General features: G+C 41.9%; 15 protein-coding genes and 1 pseudogene. 4 read left to right on the top strand and 12 right to left on the bottom strand.

What is annotated here, in order from left to right:
* Window positions 1-2: 2 nt before the first annotated feature.
* The 3 genes and pseudogenes from C8D94_RS01180 to C8D94_RS01170 all read right to left on the bottom strand — a co-directional run bounded on the left by C8D94_RS01180 (window position 3) and on the right by C8D94_RS01170 (window position 5,145).
* Window positions 3-2,462 (bottom strand): annotated as a pseudogene (locus tag C8D94_RS01180) (ligase-associated DNA damage response DEXH box helicase).
* Window positions 2,462-4,120, bottom strand: a complete 1,659-nt coding sequence (locus tag C8D94_RS01175; RefSeq protein WP_115122081.1) for an ATP-dependent DNA ligase — start codon at window positions 4,118-4,120, stop codon at window positions 2,462-2,464. The pseudogene C8D94_RS01180 and the gene C8D94_RS01175 overlap by 1 nt, the downstream one beginning before the upstream one ends.
* A complete protein-coding gene (locus C8D94_RS01170; protein ID WP_115122080.1) occupies window positions 4,117-5,145 on the bottom strand; it encodes a ligase-associated DNA damage response exonuclease in 1,029 nt (342 codons plus the stop codon). The genes C8D94_RS01175 and C8D94_RS01170 overlap by 4 nt, the downstream gene beginning before the upstream one ends.
* A 192-nt stretch (window positions 5,146-5,337) precedes the next feature.
* Between C8D94_RS01170 and C8D94_RS01165 the strand changes: the two genes are divergently transcribed.
* Window positions 5,338-5,763, top strand: a complete 426-nt coding sequence (locus C8D94_RS01165) for a TerB family tellurite resistance protein (protein WP_115122079.1) — start codon at window positions 5,338-5,340, stop codon at window positions 5,761-5,763.
* Window positions 5,764-5,778: 15 nt separating this feature from the next.
* On the opposite strand, the gene C8D94_RS01160 is transcribed toward C8D94_RS01165, so the two are convergent.
* The 7 genes from C8D94_RS01160 to fbp form a co-directional block, all read right to left on the bottom strand.
* Complete coding sequence (locus C8D94_RS01160; protein WP_115122078.1) at window positions 5,779-7,284, bottom strand: ATP-binding response regulator; 1,506 nt, start codon at window positions 7,282-7,284, stop codon at window positions 5,779-5,781.
* Window positions 7,281-7,772, bottom strand: a complete 492-nt coding sequence (locus tag C8D94_RS01155; RefSeq protein ID WP_115122077.1) for a Rab family GTPase — start codon at window positions 7,770-7,772, stop codon at window positions 7,281-7,283. Before C8D94_RS01155 ends, C8D94_RS01160 begins: the two co-directional genes overlap by 4 nt.
* A 92-nt stretch (window positions 7,773-7,864) precedes the next feature.
* A complete protein-coding gene (locus tag C8D94_RS01150) occupies window positions 7,865-8,467 on the bottom strand; it encodes a hypothetical protein (RefSeq protein ID WP_115122076.1) in 603 nt (200 codons plus the stop codon).
* Entirely contained in the window at window positions 8,464-8,955 is a 492-nt protein-coding gene (locus C8D94_RS01145; protein ID WP_115122075.1) for a Rab family GTPase, read from the bottom strand. The genes C8D94_RS01150 and C8D94_RS01145 overlap by 4 nt, the downstream gene beginning before the upstream one ends.
* A complete protein-coding gene (locus C8D94_RS01140) occupies window positions 8,952-9,764 on the bottom strand; it encodes a cell envelope biogenesis protein OmpA (protein WP_115122074.1) in 813 nt (270 codons plus the stop codon). The genes C8D94_RS01145 and C8D94_RS01140 overlap by 4 nt, the downstream gene beginning before the upstream one ends.
* A gap of 15 nt (window positions 9,765-9,779) precedes the next feature.
* Complete coding sequence (locus C8D94_RS01135) at window positions 9,780-10,130, bottom strand: fructose 1,6-bisphosphatase (protein ID WP_115122073.1); 351 nt, start codon at window positions 10,128-10,130, stop codon at window positions 9,780-9,782.
* A gap of 63 nt (window positions 10,131-10,193) precedes the next feature.
* Window positions 10,194-11,198: a class 1 fructose-bisphosphatase gene (fbp, locus tag C8D94_RS01130; RefSeq protein ID WP_115122072.1), complete on the bottom strand. Its 1,005-nt coding sequence runs from the start codon at window positions 11,196-11,198 to the stop codon at window positions 10,194-10,196.
* Between the two features lie 82 nt (window positions 11,199-11,280).
* On the opposite strand from fbp, the gene C8D94_RS01125 reads away from it, so the two are divergent.
* Genes C8D94_RS01125 through C8D94_RS01115 form a run of 3 tightly spaced genes read left to right on the top strand, consistent with a single transcriptional unit; the run spans window position 11,281 to window position 14,867 of the window.
* Entirely contained in the window at window positions 11,281-11,751 is a 471-nt protein-coding gene (locus C8D94_RS01125; RefSeq protein ID WP_115122071.1) for a GNAT family N-acetyltransferase, read from the top strand.
* A complete protein-coding gene (locus C8D94_RS01120; RefSeq protein ID WP_115122070.1) occupies window positions 11,748-13,004 on the top strand; it encodes an aspartate kinase in 1,257 nt (418 codons plus the stop codon). The genes C8D94_RS01125 and C8D94_RS01120 overlap by 4 nt, the downstream gene beginning before the upstream one ends.
* A gap of 42 nt (window positions 13,005-13,046) precedes the next feature.
* Window positions 13,047-14,867, top strand: a complete 1,821-nt coding sequence (locus C8D94_RS01115; protein WP_115122069.1) for a GNAT family N-acyltransferase — start codon at window positions 13,047-13,049, stop codon at window positions 14,865-14,867.
* On the opposite strand, the gene C8D94_RS01110 is transcribed toward C8D94_RS01115, so the two are convergent.
* Together C8D94_RS01110 and C8D94_RS01105 are read right to left on the bottom strand one after the other, a co-directional pair.
* Window positions 14,868-15,635, bottom strand: coding sequence for a DUF1206 domain-containing protein (locus C8D94_RS01110; protein ID WP_115122068.1), 768 nt, complete (start codon window positions 15,633-15,635; stop codon window positions 14,868-14,870).
* A gap of 20 nt (window positions 15,636-15,655) precedes the next feature.
* Window positions 15,656-16,369 carry a flavodoxin family protein gene (locus C8D94_RS01105; protein ID WP_115122067.1) on the bottom strand — a complete coding sequence of 238 codons (714 nt, stop codon included), beginning with the start codon at window positions 16,367-16,369 and terminating at the stop codon, window positions 15,656-15,658.
* Window positions 16,370-16,418: the final 49 nt, after the last annotated feature.

The raw sequence follows: 16,418 nt of genomic DNA, 5'->3' as shown, positions 1-16,418 counted from the left end.
AGCTATTTCATCAGTCTCAACGTCATTTTCTTGATTCTATCCTTTAATTTTTCTGAAGATAATTTTTCCCGCAACCTATCTGTGATAATAGGGAAGCTAAAGGGGGTTGCTTCTTCGCATTGTTTCCAAACCACTTCTTGGGTGGCGATACGCTCCAGTGCCATTCGCAAACGGCCCTCTTCCATTTCATGCTCGAAAGTCTCACGAAAGGCTTGCTGGTAAAGTAAATTGTCAGGCTCGTAGTCTCGGAACACGTCAAAAAGCAGTTGCGAGTTGCTCTGCAAGTGTTTGGTCTTTATTTGCTTGCTTGGGTAGCCCGTAAATACCATCCCGCTTATCACGGCAATATCCCGAAATTTTCTTCTGGCGAGTTCGGTGCTGTTCAAACTTTTTTGAAGATCGTCAAAAAGATACTCAGTTGAAAATAAATTGTTGTCCAGCACATTTTGGATGTCCAAAGGCTGGTCGCTCAACAGTTCAAACCCATAATCGTTATAGGCAAGCGAAAAGGTTATGGGCGAAAGCAGGCTTATACGGTAGGCCAAAAGTCCGCCCATTGCCATATGTACAAAACGTCCCTCAAACGGATAGAATAGGTGGTGATAGCCTTCACGGGTCTTAAAGGTCTCAATTAAAAATTCGTGTTTTGCCGGGACGATACTTTCCTTTTCCTGTCGTTCAAAAATGTGGGAGAGTGCTTTTAGTTCGGGGGTTTTTCGTTTGTAATCGGAGCTGCTCTGCTATTCGTTTCGTAAAATTTCGGACATCTGTGAGGAGAGAGCCATCCTACCTCCCATAAAGCTAACTACGTTTCGGGTTTTTTTAGAGCTTCTTCGTACTTGAGCTACCATATTGCGCACGCGTACCAATTCCAAGGTTCGTCCTGCAAATACAAACACATCGCCAGGTTTCATCTTGCCTATGAAAAATTCTTCGATTGTACCAATAAACCCACCCGAAACATATTTTACCTGAACCATCGCATCGCTCACGATGGTCCCAATAGAGAGACGGTGCATCATAGCAGTTTGGCGGCTGTCCACGTAAAACCTACCATCTTCGTTTACCAAAACACGTTTGTACTCATCATACGCTTGTAGGCTCTGGCTTCCCAATGTGATAAAATTGAGGCACCAATGCCATTGTGCTTCGGTTATTCCTTGAAAGCAAAAGGTGTTTTTGATTTCGGGGAAAATCTCTTTGGGATAGAAGCCATCGCTTACCGCCAATGTAACGAGATATTGAATCAACACATCAAAACTTAGCAGGTACGGGATTCGGTCTTCCATCACATCGCCTTTCACAGCTTTTTTTAATGCTGAGGCCTCGATCAATTCCACCGCATGCGTGGGTAAGAAGTGAATTACTGAAGCCTCTCCCGGTCTATGGTTGCTGCGCCCAGCACGCTGCATAAATTTGGCAATCCCCTTTGGTCCCCCAATCTGTATGATGGTCTCAACAGGTGCAAAATCTACTCCCAAATCCAAACTGGAAGTAGCCACAACCGCCGTCAGGCTTTCATTCCGAATTGCTTGCTCTACCCATAAACGAGTTTCTTTATTGATACTTCCATGGTGCATCGCAATCTCACCGGCAAACTCAGGATATTTTTCCAGTATTTTCTGAAACCAAATTTCACATTGGCTTCGGGTATTTGTAAAGATGAGCGTTGTTCTACTACTTTTTATAATTGGTATAATATCATCCAGCAAGTGTAATCCCAAATGTCCTCTCCATGGAAAGGTTTCCATCTTTTTTGGGATTATTGATTTTACGATTATTTTTTTATTCAGCCTTGCTTTCACCAGCACTGCGTTTTTGCGCAATTGCTCGCTCATTCCCAACAACACATCTTGTGCTTGGTCCAAATTACCAATGGTTGCCGAGATCCCCCAAACCCGCAACTGTGGCGAAATAGTCTTTAATCGTGAGAGACCCAATTCCATTTGTACGCCGCGCTTGCTTCCCAAGAGTTCGTGCCACTCGTCCACTACAACAGCTGTAAGTTTACCGAAGATTTTGTCATAGCCTTTGCTGGCCAGCAATAACATTAAACTCTCGGGAGTGGTAATGAGCAGGTCCGGCATATTTCGTTTTTGCTTGGCCCGCTCGCTTTGGGGGGTGTCGCCCGTTCGTATTCCTACGGTCATCCCTGTTCCCAGATCGTCTGCAAAACGTTGTGCGGCTTGTTGAATTTCGACTGAAAGTGCACGGAGAGGTGTAATCCATACCGCTTTTAGGCCTTTCTCCTTTTTGGTCTTGTATTGTGGATTATCCTTAATGTATTGTAGTACGATAGGTATCCAAAGGGCATAGGTCTTTCCACTTCCGGTAGGGGCGTTCAGTAAACCATGCTTACCCGAGAGAAAAGCCTTCCAGGTCTTTTTTTGAAAAGGGAAAGGCTTCCAATTTTGATTATTGAACCAATCTTCTGCGATATGTTGTAGCTCCTTTTGGTTCATTATTTAGGAATCAACGCCCTTAGATCATCCAGTGTGTTGGCTTCTTCGATAGGTTTGTCCTTGCGCCACCTTAAAATCCGTGGAAACCGTGTGGCCACTCCGCTTTTATGCCGGCTACTCTCTGCAATACCTTCAAAAGCGATTTCAAAAACGTGGTGCGGGGTTACACTGCGCACTGGACCGAACCTTTCTAAGGTATTCTTTTTAATCCAAGCGTCTACTTGTCTAAATTCGGCATCGGTCAATCCAGAATAGGCTTTGGCAAAAGTCACCAATTCACCCTTATCCCAAAGGCCAAAGGTATAATCGGTATATAAATTGGCTCTCCTTCCGTGTCCGCGCATTGCATAGGTGAGTACGCCATCTATGGTAAAAGGGTCGGTTTTCCATTTCCACCAATCGCCTTTTTTTCTGCCTACGAGATAGGGAGAGTCTTTACGCTTTATCATTAAGCCCTCACTTCTCTTTTCACGTGCCATCTTGCGTTCTTTGGCGGCTGCTTCCCAGTTTTGGAATTCCATGGTAGCGCTTAGATACAAGCCAATTTCATCACAATCGCATTCCGAAATAAGAGTATCCAAAATTTTTCTTCTTTCTGAAAAAGGACGTTTGCGTATGTCCTTTCCTTCCCATTCCAATAAGTCGTAAGCGTTGAGGATCACGGGTGTTTTCTCCAATAATTTTTTTGTAAGGTTTTTGCGCCCGATGCGGGTTTGCAGGTCGTTGAAGTTTCCTATTTCATTATTTCCGAAAGGTAAGATCTCACCGTCCAACACCGTCCCGTTGGGGATTTTTGAAAGAAACCGTTGAAACTCAGGATATTTATCAGTCACCAATTCCTCACCCCGGGACCACACAAACACGTCATCATTACGAATGATCACCTGACTACGAATACCATCCCATTTATGCTCAAAGCTCCAATTGCCAATGTCTCCCAGTTCTTCCTTAAAATTATCTTCCACGGCATAGGCCAAGTAGAATGGATAGGGCTTGCTGAGGTAGTCCTCGGGGTTTTCTTCAAGAATCAATTTTTGGTAGGTGGTTTTCTCGGGTGTCCAATCGCCCATTAGCTTGTAAGCAAGAATATCCTCGTCAATCCCCGTGGATTTGGAGAGTGCGCGTGTCATCAATTTTTGGCTCACCCCAATCCTGAAACCACCCGTAATTATCTTATTGAAAACAAACCGTTCAAAATAGCTCATTGCCAGCCAGTTTTCTTGGAGATAGTTTTTTTTCTCTTCTTCAGCTAGTGTGCGGAGTGTGATGATTTCTTGGATGTAAGTTGATAAACTTTTTTCGTTTTGGGTATTTAATTGGGTTACAGACTGGGACACACTTCTTACTTCCCCCTCGAGGGCGGCTGTAAGGGTGTTTTCGGTCTTTGGGAGAATAAGCGCAATGGTCTCGGCCAAATCGCCCACAATGTGGTAGCTTTCCTCAAATAACCATGACGGGATTCCGCTAATTTCTGTAGCCCATAGCCGTAACAGCGTTGTATTTACCGGACGTTTGGGCCTCCTGTGCGAAAGGATGGCGATGGTCCAGAGTTTATCGTCATCACTTGCTTGGTTAAAATATTCGGCAAGTGCAGCAACTTTTAGGTTGGTTTTATTGGTACTGTCCAGGGTTTTTATGAGCGCAGCAAATTCCTTCATTCTTTTTCTTCATCTTTTTTGGTTTCCAACTCACCTTGTTCTCCTTCGTATTGGGTTTTTTCGGTACGTGCATCTAGGCCCATCTCTTCACGGAGGTATCTTGCAAAAATTTCGGTATAACCATGGGTAGCAATTACTTTTTCACAGCCCGTTTCCTTTATGGTGTGCAATAATCCATCCCAGTCTGCATGGTCGCTCAAAACAAACCCACGATCTATGGCCCTGCGCCTCCTCGCACCGCGAAAAGTCATCCAACCACTGGCGCTCGCGGTAACATAGGGCACCATTTTCCGTATCCACGTACCCCCGTGGGCACTGGGTGGGGCTAACACAATATTACCCAGTAGTTCCTCTTTTTTGGTCTCTCGGGTAATTCGTATGGTTTCAGGAAAATTGTAGTTTTCCCGTAGCACATTGGTCATGTTTTCAATGGCTCCGTGAGTGTATATTTTTCCAATGTTGGTGTCGAGGTGTTTTAGTAAACGTTGTGCTTTTCCTAGACTGTAACCAAAGAGAACTGAGGTTTTGTTCTCAGTTTGGTTGGTAGCCCACCAGTTGTTGATGTCATGGAAAACTTCAGCCTGTGGTATCCATTTAAAGGCTGGGAGGCCAAAGGTACATTCGGTAATGAATGTGTGGCATTTTACAAGCTCAAATGGCTCTGCAATACCGTCGTTTTCGGTTTTAAAATCGCCCGTAAATACCCAGACTTCACCCTTATACTCCACACGAACTTGGCTTGATGCTACAATATGCCCGGCAGGATGCAGACTAAAGGTAACACCGTTTATGTTGAAGGTTTCATCCCACTGCTTTCCACTAACTTCAATATCGCCCAAACGGTGCCTTATAATAGGTACGTTATTGTGGTGGGTAATGTATTGTTTGTGTCCCCAACGGCTATGGTCTGCATGGCCATGGGTAACGATGCACCTATCTACGGGCTTCCAAGCATCTATATACACATTTGCTTGCTTGCAGTACAGACCTTTGGTGTTAAATTGAAGTAGTGGTATTTTGGGCATTGTAGGGTGCAAGGTTAAAGGTTCAATCCAGGTTTTAGGAAAATACTTTTAAAATTACAGGATTGAACGCTTAAAATTTCAGAATTAAGAAAAGTTTAAAGGGTAGCATTTACAGTTTGCAGAAAAAAGATTCTTGTTCTTTCTTCGGAAATTTTTACCACTTGGATTATATTTGTAGTCTAAATTAGAACTATGTCATTTACAGATTTATTTGAGAGTGGGGAACACAAAAGAAACCTTGGCCACTTTGCATCCATTGCGAACATAGCTTCGATAGATGGGGAGCTTAATGCCGAAGAGGAAAAGTTGTTGCGCCGTTTTGCGAAAAAGCTTGATATTAATGAGGATGAGTACGAAAAGGTACTTAAAAACCCAGGGAATTATCCAATCAACCCTCCTAATGATGCGGACAGAAGACTGGAGCGTATGCACGATTTGTTCGAGATGATCTTTGCAGACCACGAGATAGACGACCACGAAAGATTTTTAATTGAGCGTTATGCCATTGGCCTGGGGTATACTACCGAGCTGGCCCAGAAGCTCATAAAAAGATCTGTTGAGATTTATAGTGGCGGCTTGGACCTAGAAGATTACCGTTACCTTTTGAATAAAAAGTAATTTATATTTTAAGTGTTATGTGGAGAGCTTTTCGATACTGTCGAAAAGCTCTTTTTGCGTATAGGGCTTTGGCAAAAAGGCATTAGCACCTGCTTTTAGAATTTCTTCTTGCTCCTGTAATAGTGTGCTGCCACTTGCAACTAAAATGGGAATGCCCCGAAGATCTTTGTTGCTTTTTAATTCTTTTATAAAATCCACACTAGAACTATCTGGCATTGCGTTTTTAATAATGACCAGACTGTAATTTTTCTTTTCAAGTAACTTGAAAGCTTGTGAGCTGTTTTTAGCAATTTCTAGAATATATCCCTTGTCGTTGTTAAGAAAGGTGCGCATAAAAAGCATTTGGCTGGTTTCCTCGTCTTCAACCACCAAAATACGTTTGCTCAACAGCACGCCAGAACCTTTGGGGACCGTGCTTCTCTTAGTTTTTTTAACTCTTTTCTTAAAGGGCAGTTCGCAACTAAAGGTGGTGCCGTTTGCATTGCTGTTTACCGAGACGTTTCCTTCTTGCAGCACAACAAGTTCCTTTACGATCTTGAGCCCTAAGCCTTCACCAATTGGACTAATGGTATTTTCTTTAAATTGGTAATACGAATCGAATATACGATCTATTTCTTCTGTTGGAATCTCTTTACCGGTATTTGAGACAAAAAAATGAAGCACAAAAGACTCCTTTATCTTTTCCTTTAGCACTATTTTGAGAGTAATAGTACCGCTTTCGGTATTCCTGTAGGCGTTCTCGAGTAGGTTGAAAAGTATTTGATTTAACCGTACAGGGTCTCCAATTAGTTTTTTGGGTACATCCTCTTCTACAACGGTTTCGAACGCTACGTTGTTTTTGCCAATTTTCAGTTTGTAATGTTGCTGGAGGTTTTTAACTATGTGCCCTAGGTTAAAGGGTACGCTTTGTATCCTTATCGCACCGCGTTCAATTTTAGAGATGTCCAGCATATCGTCCATGAGCAGTTTAATTTGTTGCCCTGTTCGCTGCATGACCTTAAGCGTTTCGTTCTGGTCGTAGGAGAGTTTGGTTTTTTTGAGCAGCTCCATAAAGCCCAATAAGTTGTTCAAGGGGTTGCGTATCTCGTGATTGAGATTTGCCAAAAAATTATTTTTAAACTGTTCCTTTGCCTGCAACAATCTCTTCTCGAAAGCCAATTTGTTCTTAGCGATGGCGGTTTCGTTTTTTTCCTGCACCAAGGGGTGGGCATACTGGTAATGCTCGGTAAAATCGAACAATAAAATGTAAACGGAACTTTCTCTTTGTACTATGGTAATATCGAGAATCTTGCTAGAACCTTCTGCGTAAATATTTACACAGGGATAGGTGAGGGTCCCAGAGATGGAGGGGATCAAACTTACGAGGGTTTCAAAAAAGGGGTGGAATTCTGAAATATTCTTCGTTGCGGAAATGCTGAACAGAACATCATCGCTGGCAATAACCTCGCCATGATCGCTTATTTCTATTTGCTGTATCCTAGTGTGAAGGAACTCTTCTTTAAGTTGTGTTGCGCTGCTCATTTTAGTAGCGTTTCTACGGCAAGACTCTCGAATGCATTATCAACCCCGTCACCAGTTTTGGCACTCGTAAAAAAGCATTCCTTAAAAAGTTCGCCTTTAAAAAAATCTTTGTTGAAATTTTTGGTAAATAGATCGGCCTTGTTCCCTATGAGGCATACAGGTGCATCAGGAAAGTTTTGGGACAGGAATTCCATTTCATCCTCTAGGTTTTCATAGGTTTCTGGGCGCGAAACATCAAATACGTATATAAAACCGTGTGTCCCCAACAGATAACTCTTTCGTGCTTTGTTCAAAGAAGTATTACCTTCTAAATCCCAAAGCAACAACTGTATTTCCTGGGCATTTATGGTTATTGTTTTTTTCTTGATGTGCACACCAACCGTTACCAAATAATCCTCACTAAAAGCACTTTCCACAAATTGGCGTACAAGACTAGTCTTGCCAACGCCAAAGTGACCAACGAGTGCTATTTTTCTAGATTGAGACATTCTTCAGTAAATTGGCCACAAATATAAAAGAAATAGGCGCCATAAGTTAGAGATTGATCTGCTAAAAAAATCTTTATTGAAGACAAACTGTCTTAAGAATCAAAATCGAAATCCAATTCTTCCCTTATCTGTATAGCTTTTAAATGGAATTTCCCTACACTTTTTTCTATTTCCTCAATCATTTGTAGTTGTTCTGGAGTAGGCTCGCTAGTTTTTAGTTTTCCTAATTTTAAGATTATGTATTCTAGCCCTCCTATTATTTTATCGTCTATTCGTTCTTTCATGAAACCTAAATAGGCCTCTTTTTCTTCAAGGTGTTTTCTTCTCAGGTTGTGTTCTTGCTCTTGTAATATGGCAGACTTCTTTTCTTGGGCCGCTTCGTGTAAATGCTCATAATGTTGGGAGTAGTCAAACAGTAATATGGCAAGAAATTCTGGCTCTTTTTTTATGGTAATATCGCAGATTGCCTCTTTCCCATTAATGTTTAAATGTACGCACGGGAATGCTAGATTTGTGCCAAATACTTCTTGGTTTTGCAGCTCGGTTTGCAAACTCTCGAAAAAGGGGTGTAGCTCATAGAGGTTTTCTGCCGTATTTAATTTAAATATGGTATTACTGCTCTCTAGAATCTCTCCTTCGGGTTTTGCGTGGATTTCTTGGATTTTCTTCGAGAAAAATGACTTTTGGTTGCTCATTTCGATAGTTTTTTGGCTAGGTCTGTAAATACTTCTTGGACACCCTCCCCTGTTTTGGCACTAACATAACTGTGTACCATTATTCCTTTTTTTTCAAGATGGTTTTTTGCTATGTCATGATTTTCAAGATCGCACTTGTTTCCAATAACCTGTAATGCTACATTGTTATATTTAAGTGCTATGAAATCTAGTTCTTGTTCAAGGTTTTCGTACGTGATAGGTCTAGTTACATCAAATACATATATAAAACCTTCTGATCCCAATAAATAGGATGCTCTTGCCTTTGCTATGGCCATAAACCCTTCTAGATCCCAAATTATCATAGATAGTTTGTCACCGCTTGGTAAATCCAGCATTTTTTTCTTTATCTGCACGCCTAGCGTGGGCTTGTAATCTGTCTCAAATACATTTTCCAAGAACCTACGTAAAAGTGAGCTCTTTCCTACTCCAAACTGCCCCAGCAGCACTATTTTTTTTGAAATTTTCATTTTTTGAAGAATTTTTCCAAAAAAGAATCGGTTTCTTCTCTTGAGAGATGTGAAACGCTAGGGGAGAGTTTTTTTGAAAGTTTAAATAATTTGTTTTCCAATTGGCTCTCGAAAGAGCGGGTATAATTTCCTGAAACCACCACGGCGATATAGAAATTATAAAAATTTTGAATGTGTATTGTATAAAGTTCGTACTCAATATTCTCGAGGTTTTGGTTACCCCCGGTAAAAGCATCCTCGACAAAACTCTTAATGGCAGTGAGCATCCCAGAGATCATATCCTTGTCCACCGTCTCGGTAGTGCTATGGTTGCCCAACAGAATACCGGAGCCTTTTTGTATCAAGAAGACTTCGTTTATTGCTGGGGGATTTGCTTCCGCAAGGATGAGGTCGCTTTCCTTTACACCTGTAAAACGTGCCCGCATCTTTCTCTTTAGACTAATGAGCGAGAAGGTATTGTTCACCTTTTTGTTGATGGTTTCGGAAAGCACTTTTATTTCGTTTTGCACATACCGTTTTATCATCTTTCCCATAATGGGATAGAGGGCCTCCACCACGGCATCCTGTGAGTTTGCAATTTCCTTTTTAAGTGTTTTTGTAATTGTGGGACCTAGGGTAACGGGGATTTCGGCAACAAATTCATCTAGCTTTTCCTGAATAATTGGGTCTACTTTTTCAGACAGTTTTGCACGTTCTTCAATGGTTTGGGTAATTACATCGAGGCGCTGGTTCACGGCATTGGCTACCTGCCTGTCGTCCACCAACAGGATGTCACGTAGCATTTGCAGCTTGTCCTCTTCCTTTACCATATTGTGTAAGATTTTTTAATTGCTAATCTTTTCCCCAAGGGAGATAAGGAGCTGTCCCAGTTGTTTGCGGTCTACCTTGCTCTCTGCCAGCGCTTCAGTTTTGGCGGTCATTGCATCTTCAACATCTGTAATGCGTATGTTAACGTCTGTGCTAAGCGAGTCTATGGATTGCATAAGCTCGTTACGAACCTCGTCTATATAATTTTCAAGTTGGGCCTTTTGCTCGTCTACCGCTTTTTTTAGGGTATTGAACTCACTGTCGATTTCTTGGATGTTCTCTCCAAAAATGAGGTTTTTAATAGCCTCGATCTTTGAGTTTGAGTCTAGAGGATTGTTGTTTTCTGTAGGAGTATTTTTCTTTGCCATTTGGTTTAATTTATTATGTTAAATGTAAGAAAAAAACACTTAGGCTCCCCATAAACTTGGAGGTCATGAATTTTTCATGAATTCTTCGGCCTTGGATACCATATTTTTACTTCCGCAGAAAAAAGGAACGCGTTGGTGTAATTTTGTGGGCTGTATGTCCAAGATTCGTTCAAATCCGTTACTGGCGCTCCCACCGGCTTGTTCGGCAAGATAGGCAATGGGGTTGCACTCGTATAAAAGGCGGAGCTTTCCTTCAGGATCCTTGGAAGTGCTCGGGTAAATGTAAATGCCCCCTTTTATTAGGTTTCTATGGAAATCGGAAACCAAAGAACCAATATAGCGTGCTGTATAGGGTCTATTGTCTTCTTCTTTTTGGCAGTATTTAATGTAGTTTTTCACCCCCTGTGGGAAATGCACATAATTGCCTTCATTGACTGAGTAGATGTTACCATCTTCAGGTTGTTCCATATTGGGATGCGAAAGATAATAGGTGCCAATTGCTGGGTTTAGCGTAAAACCATTTACCCCATGCCCTGTGGAATACACAATCATGGTAGAGGTGCCATATACAATATAGCCTGCCGCTACCTGATTTTTCCCGGGCTGCAGAAAGTCTTCCAAAGTAACGGGAGTCCCTGTGGGTGTAACTCTCCTGTATATTGAAAAAATGGTCCCTACCGATACGTTTACATCAATGTTCGAAGAACCGTCCAACGGGTCTATGAGCACTACATATTTGTTGTCGTTTTTTTGGTTTCGACCTGTAATGGTAATAAAATCGTCTTCCTCCTCACTTGCAATACCGCACACAATTTCTCTATTGGTAAGTGTTTTTATAAAGGCCTCATTTGCATATACATCCAGTTTTTGCTGATCCTCTCCTTGGATGTTAGTTTCACCGGCGGCACCCAAAATATCTACCAGGCCTGCTTTGTTCACTTCGTGGTTCACCACCTTTGCGGCCAGCCGAATCGAATTGATCAATCTTGAAAGCTCACCAGAAGAATACTTGAACTCTTCTTGATTTTCAATTATAAATTCGCCTAAGGTTTTGTTTTGTTTTCCCATGAGTGCCCGTGATGCTTAGATTTGCCACAAATATCGGGAATTTTAAGAAATACAACCGATATTTGCACTCTAAAACCAACAAATGAACACTGCAATACGTAAAGCCGAAAAACAGGATATGCCCCAGGTTTTGGAGCTTATCAAGGAACTTGCAGCTTTTGAAAATGAACCCAATGCAGTTGAAGTTACCGTTGCAGAACTGGAACGAGAAGGTTTTGAGAACAATCTTTTTACTTGTTTTGTAGCTGAGGTTGAAAACAATATTGTTGGGATGGCACTGGTATATTTTAGGTTTTCTACTTGGAAAGGAAGAACAGTACACCTAGAAGATTTGGTGGTTAATAAGGCGTATCGTGGTAACGGAATAGGTAGTGAACTGTTCAAAAAAGTGATGGGCTATGCAAGAGCGCAAGGCGTACGAAGAGCCGAGTGGATTGTGTTGGACTGGAACAAGGGAGCTATTGCTATGTATGAAAAACACAAAGCCATTTTTCATAAAGATTGGTGGCTGGTTGAAATGAACGAACAAGAACTCAAAAAATATAACTCTTGAAGGTATTTAAATTTGGTGGTGCATCGGTAAAGGATGCCCAGGGTGTAAAAAACGTGGCTACTGTTTTACAAAAGACAGAAGAAGAGGATCTAGTAGTGGTAGTATCGGCTATGGGTAAAATGACAAATGCCCTAGAAGGCGTGGTGACCAGATATTTTAAGGAGCCTGGTTCTTATAGAGAATCGCAACAACTCTTACTGGACTATCACCTACCTATCCTGAAAGAGTTGTTCAACAATGCATCACACCCTATCTTCTCTAGATTGCAAGAATTGGTTACCGAATTAGGCCAGTTCCTTCAGCAGAACAAATCTACAAACCATGCTTTTGTGTACGATCAAGTAGTGTGTTTTGGCGAGCTTATTTCAACCTCTATTGTTTCAGCATATTTAAACCACGTTGGTATTGCAAATACCTGGCTGGATGTGCGTAATTGTATTATTACCGATAACAAATACCGGGACGCGAAGGTAGATTGGGAGGTTACACAACAGAATATTTCAAACAAAGTTTCAAAACAGGGAATCACCGTTACACAAGGTTTTTTGGGTGCGGAGGGAAACAATAACTTTACTACAACCCTTGGGCGTGAGGGGAGCGACTACACAGCGGCCATTTTTGCCTATTGCTTAAATGCGGACGGTGTTATTATCTGGAAGGATGTTCCTGGGGTGCTCAATGCGGACCCGAGATATTTCAGCAAGACAACACTTTTAAACCAGATTTCATATCGTGAGGCCATAGAGTTGGCTTTCTACGGGGCCTCGGTAATTCACCCCAAAACGTTGCAACCGCTCCAGCGAAAGGAAATACCACTTTTTGTAAAATCGTTTCTCAATCCGTTGGATGAGGGTACTTGTGTAGGGAAGGGCGTTACCCTGGAGCCTATGGTGTCCTGTTTCATTTTAAAACGAAACCAAGTGCTTATTTCACTGTCCTCGTTGGATTTTAATTTTATGATGGAAGACCATATTGGTAACGTTTTTAAATGGTTGCACGAATTTAAGATGAAGGTAGAGCTCATCCAGAATTCTGCGATCAGTTTTTCGGTTTGTGTGGACAATAAATACGATACCTTAGAACCTTTGCTGAATAAACTGCGCAGCACCTTTAAGGTACGGTGGAACGAAAACGTGACACTCTACACCATACGGCATGCCCAGCCAAAACAAATCAAGGCACTGGTCAAGGACAAGGAGCTTTTATTGAAACAGGAAAGCCGTGGCACGGTACAATTGGTTGTTAAAGAATAGCGGGCGTTTCGCTATCTTTGTTACGCACAACAACCAAACCAGATGGGATTAGTCACTTCAAAAGAAATTGCCAAAGCATTAAAAGTCGATAAATTTGGCTTTTTTGGAACCTTAATGGGCTGGTCCGTCATGAAGGTGCTGAACATTTCCACATGTAATAAAATTTACGACCGCAACAAGCATTTAAGCGGTCTTGAATTTATAGATGCACTTTTGGAAGAGTTTGAAGTAGATTTTGAAATTCCCGAAGAAGACTTAAAGCGTATTCCAAAATCCGGTCCGTTCATCACCATTTCCAACCACCCTTTAGGGGGAATTGACGGGATTTTATTGCTGAAACTACTTTTGGAACACCGTCCGGACTATAAGATTATAGCAAATTTTTTATTGCACCGCATCGAGCCATTGAAACCTTATGTAATGCCCGTGAACCCTTTTGAGGACCACAAAGAGGCACATAATAGTATAATGGCCTTTAAAACGGCACTGCAACATTTAGGGGACGGACAACCCCTTGGGGTATTTCCCGCCGGGGAGGTTTCTACACAAAAGGAAGACCATATTATTATAGACAGGTCTTGGGAGCCAGCTGCAATGAAACTTATAAAAAAAGCAGAAGTTCCGGTAATACCCATCTATTTCCACGGAAGGAACAGCAAGTCCTTTTATCGTTGGGCCAAGGTGAGCGATACCCTGCGCACGGCAAAATTACCTAGCGAACTGCTCTCCCAAAAAGAAAGAACCCTAAAAGTGCGCATTGGTAACCCTATTTCAATCCAAGACCAAAAAGAACATGAGTCTTTAGAAAGCTATACAGAATTTTTGCGGAAGAAAACGTATGTACTCGCCAATCCATTCCAAAAGAAAAAACTGCTCAATACCCTCCCCAAAACCATAAAACTTCCCAAACTGCCTAAAAAAATAGCTGGTCCCGTTCCTGTTACCAATATTGAAGCAGAGATAAAGGTACTCCGCTCTAATGATAAGCGATTGTTAGAGAGTAAAAATTATGAAGTCTTTCTTGCCGCTACCGAGAGTATTCCCAATATTCTCTTGGAAATAGGTCGTTTAAGAGAGATTACTTTCCGTGAAGTGGGTGAAGGGACCAACAATGCAATAGACATAGATAAGTTTGATAACCACTACCACCATATGTTCCTGTGGGACAATGATGCAAAGAAAATTGCTGGGGCATACCGCATGGGCTTGGGTTCTAAGATTTATGCCGCTTATGGGATAGATGGTTTTTACTTGCAGGATCTGTTCCGTTTCGAACCAGAGTTGCATGATATGATGAGCAAAAGTATTGAGATGGGCCGCGCTTTTATCATCAAGGAATACCAACAGCGCCCTATGCCGTTGTTCCTATTGTGGAAGGGTATTGTACATACCACTTTGCGTTACCCAGAGCACCGTTTTTTAATTGGCGGGGTGAGCATAAGCAACAAGTTTTCAGAATTCAGTAAGAGTTTGATGATCGAGTTTATGAAATCCAACTATTACGATCCCTATGTAGCACAGTACATTAAACCGAAAAAGGAATATAAAGTAAAGCTGAAGGATGCCGACAAGGACTTTATTTTTGACGAAAGTGAAGCAGACCTCAACAAATTTGATAAACTCATCGATGAGGTAGAGCCAGGTGCCTTACGGCTTCCCGTGCTCATTAAAAAGTACATAAAACAGAATGCAAAAGTGGTGGCGTTCAACGTAGATCCGCTCTTCAACAATGCGGTGGATGGGTTGATGTACATTCGTATTGCCGATTTGCCCGAGAGTACCGTTAAACCTGTGATGGAGGAGTTTCAGGCCGAATTGGAGAAAAAATATAGCAATGGGTCAAAATCTTCAGAAGAGGAATAACTATTCAATAGCGCTATATCTTGCTGAAATCATCATAAACACTCCATAGATAACCACACCCAAAGCAATAACCGCCAAGATAACCCAGCCGAAAGTATCTTCAATAAAAGAAAATGCTTCTTCCTGCCCCATACCGTCACGGCTTCTAGAAAACGCCGCTTTATAGAAAAGAAAAGCCAAAATCCCAAAAACAACACCCCTTGCCGTATGGCCCACTAAACCAGCTTTCAACACTTTGTCATGTTCGCTTTTTGAAAGTTCTGCCTTACTCACTTTTTCCTTAAAAGAACCTGAAAATGCACGGTAAAATTCATAACCAGCCTTTACGGTCACTATAACCCCAATTACAATAGCTATATATAATCCGTATTCTGAGTTGAGTAGGTCGGTTAAACCAAAACTACTCTTGTCTGAACTTTGCATACCAATAACACTTTTAAGTGCCGAAAATGCAAGGAGACCGTAAAACAGACCGCTTCCAAAATATGCTATCCTGGTAACGATAGCCACGGCTTTGTTCTTGTCTTCAAAGTCACCAATAAAAGATTCCCTCCAACGAAAAAACAGATATCCCAACAGCCCTATGGCGGTAACTACCAAGAGTACTTGCCCAAATATCCTATTGGATAGAAAGTCTATAGCGGCACTACTGCCCGCCTTTTCACCACCCCAACCAAATGCCGAAAAAGCCGTGAGCCCACCCAATAGTAAATAGACCAATCCTTTGGTTGCCATCCCTATGCGGGCAAATTTGTTTCGTTTAGACATATTCGATCTTTTTTAAAAACTTATCTATATTCTGGGTTTTCAAAATTCCAGCGGGTGCCATCGTCCCAATCGCCACGGGAGTTTCCATAGGAGGGATAGCCTCCTTGGTCTTTCAACATTTTGGCCAAGTGTAATAGGTTATAGGTCATAAAAGTAGTGTTACGGTTGGTAAAATCGTTGTTCTTGGCTCCGCTTTCTTCATCATTGTAACTGGGGCCTGGCCCTGCCTCGCCAATCCATCCACAATCGGCTTGTGGGGGGATGCTGTAGCCTATGTGCTGGAGTGCGTAGAGTGTTCCCATAGCTACATGTTTAATACCGTCCTCGTTGCCGGTTATGATGCATCCACCTACTTTTCCGTAGAAATAATACTGGCCTTTTTCGTTACGTTTTCCACTTTCGGCATAGAGTCGCTCAATGAGTTTTGTGGCCACAGAGGATTTTTCACCCAACCAGATAGGGGTCCCGATTACCAAAATATCGGCGTCTTCCACTTTTTCCCAGATTTCGGGCCATTCATCCTTATCGGCGCCGTGCTCCGTCATATCATGATATACCCCATAGGCAATATCGTGGTTTACGAAGCGTAAATACTCTACCGTTACACCTTCGCTTCGCATGATGTTTATAGAGACATCCATTAATGCCTTGGTATGGCTCATTCTGGGTGTTTTCTTGAGGGTACAGTTAATGTACAATGCTTTTAAATTACTGAATTTGGGTTGTTTATCCATATCAATTATATTAAAAATGGACAGTTTGTAACTTTAAACTGTCCATAGA

It is taken from the genome of Marinirhabdus gelatinilytica (assembly GCF_003353425.1).
Taxonomy (GTDB): Bacteria; Bacteroidota; Bacteroidia; order Flavobacteriales; family Flavobacteriaceae; genus Marinirhabdus; species Marinirhabdus gelatinilytica.
Note: the sequence above shows the minus strand (reverse complement) of the source record. Positions and strands in the feature narration are given on the sequence as shown.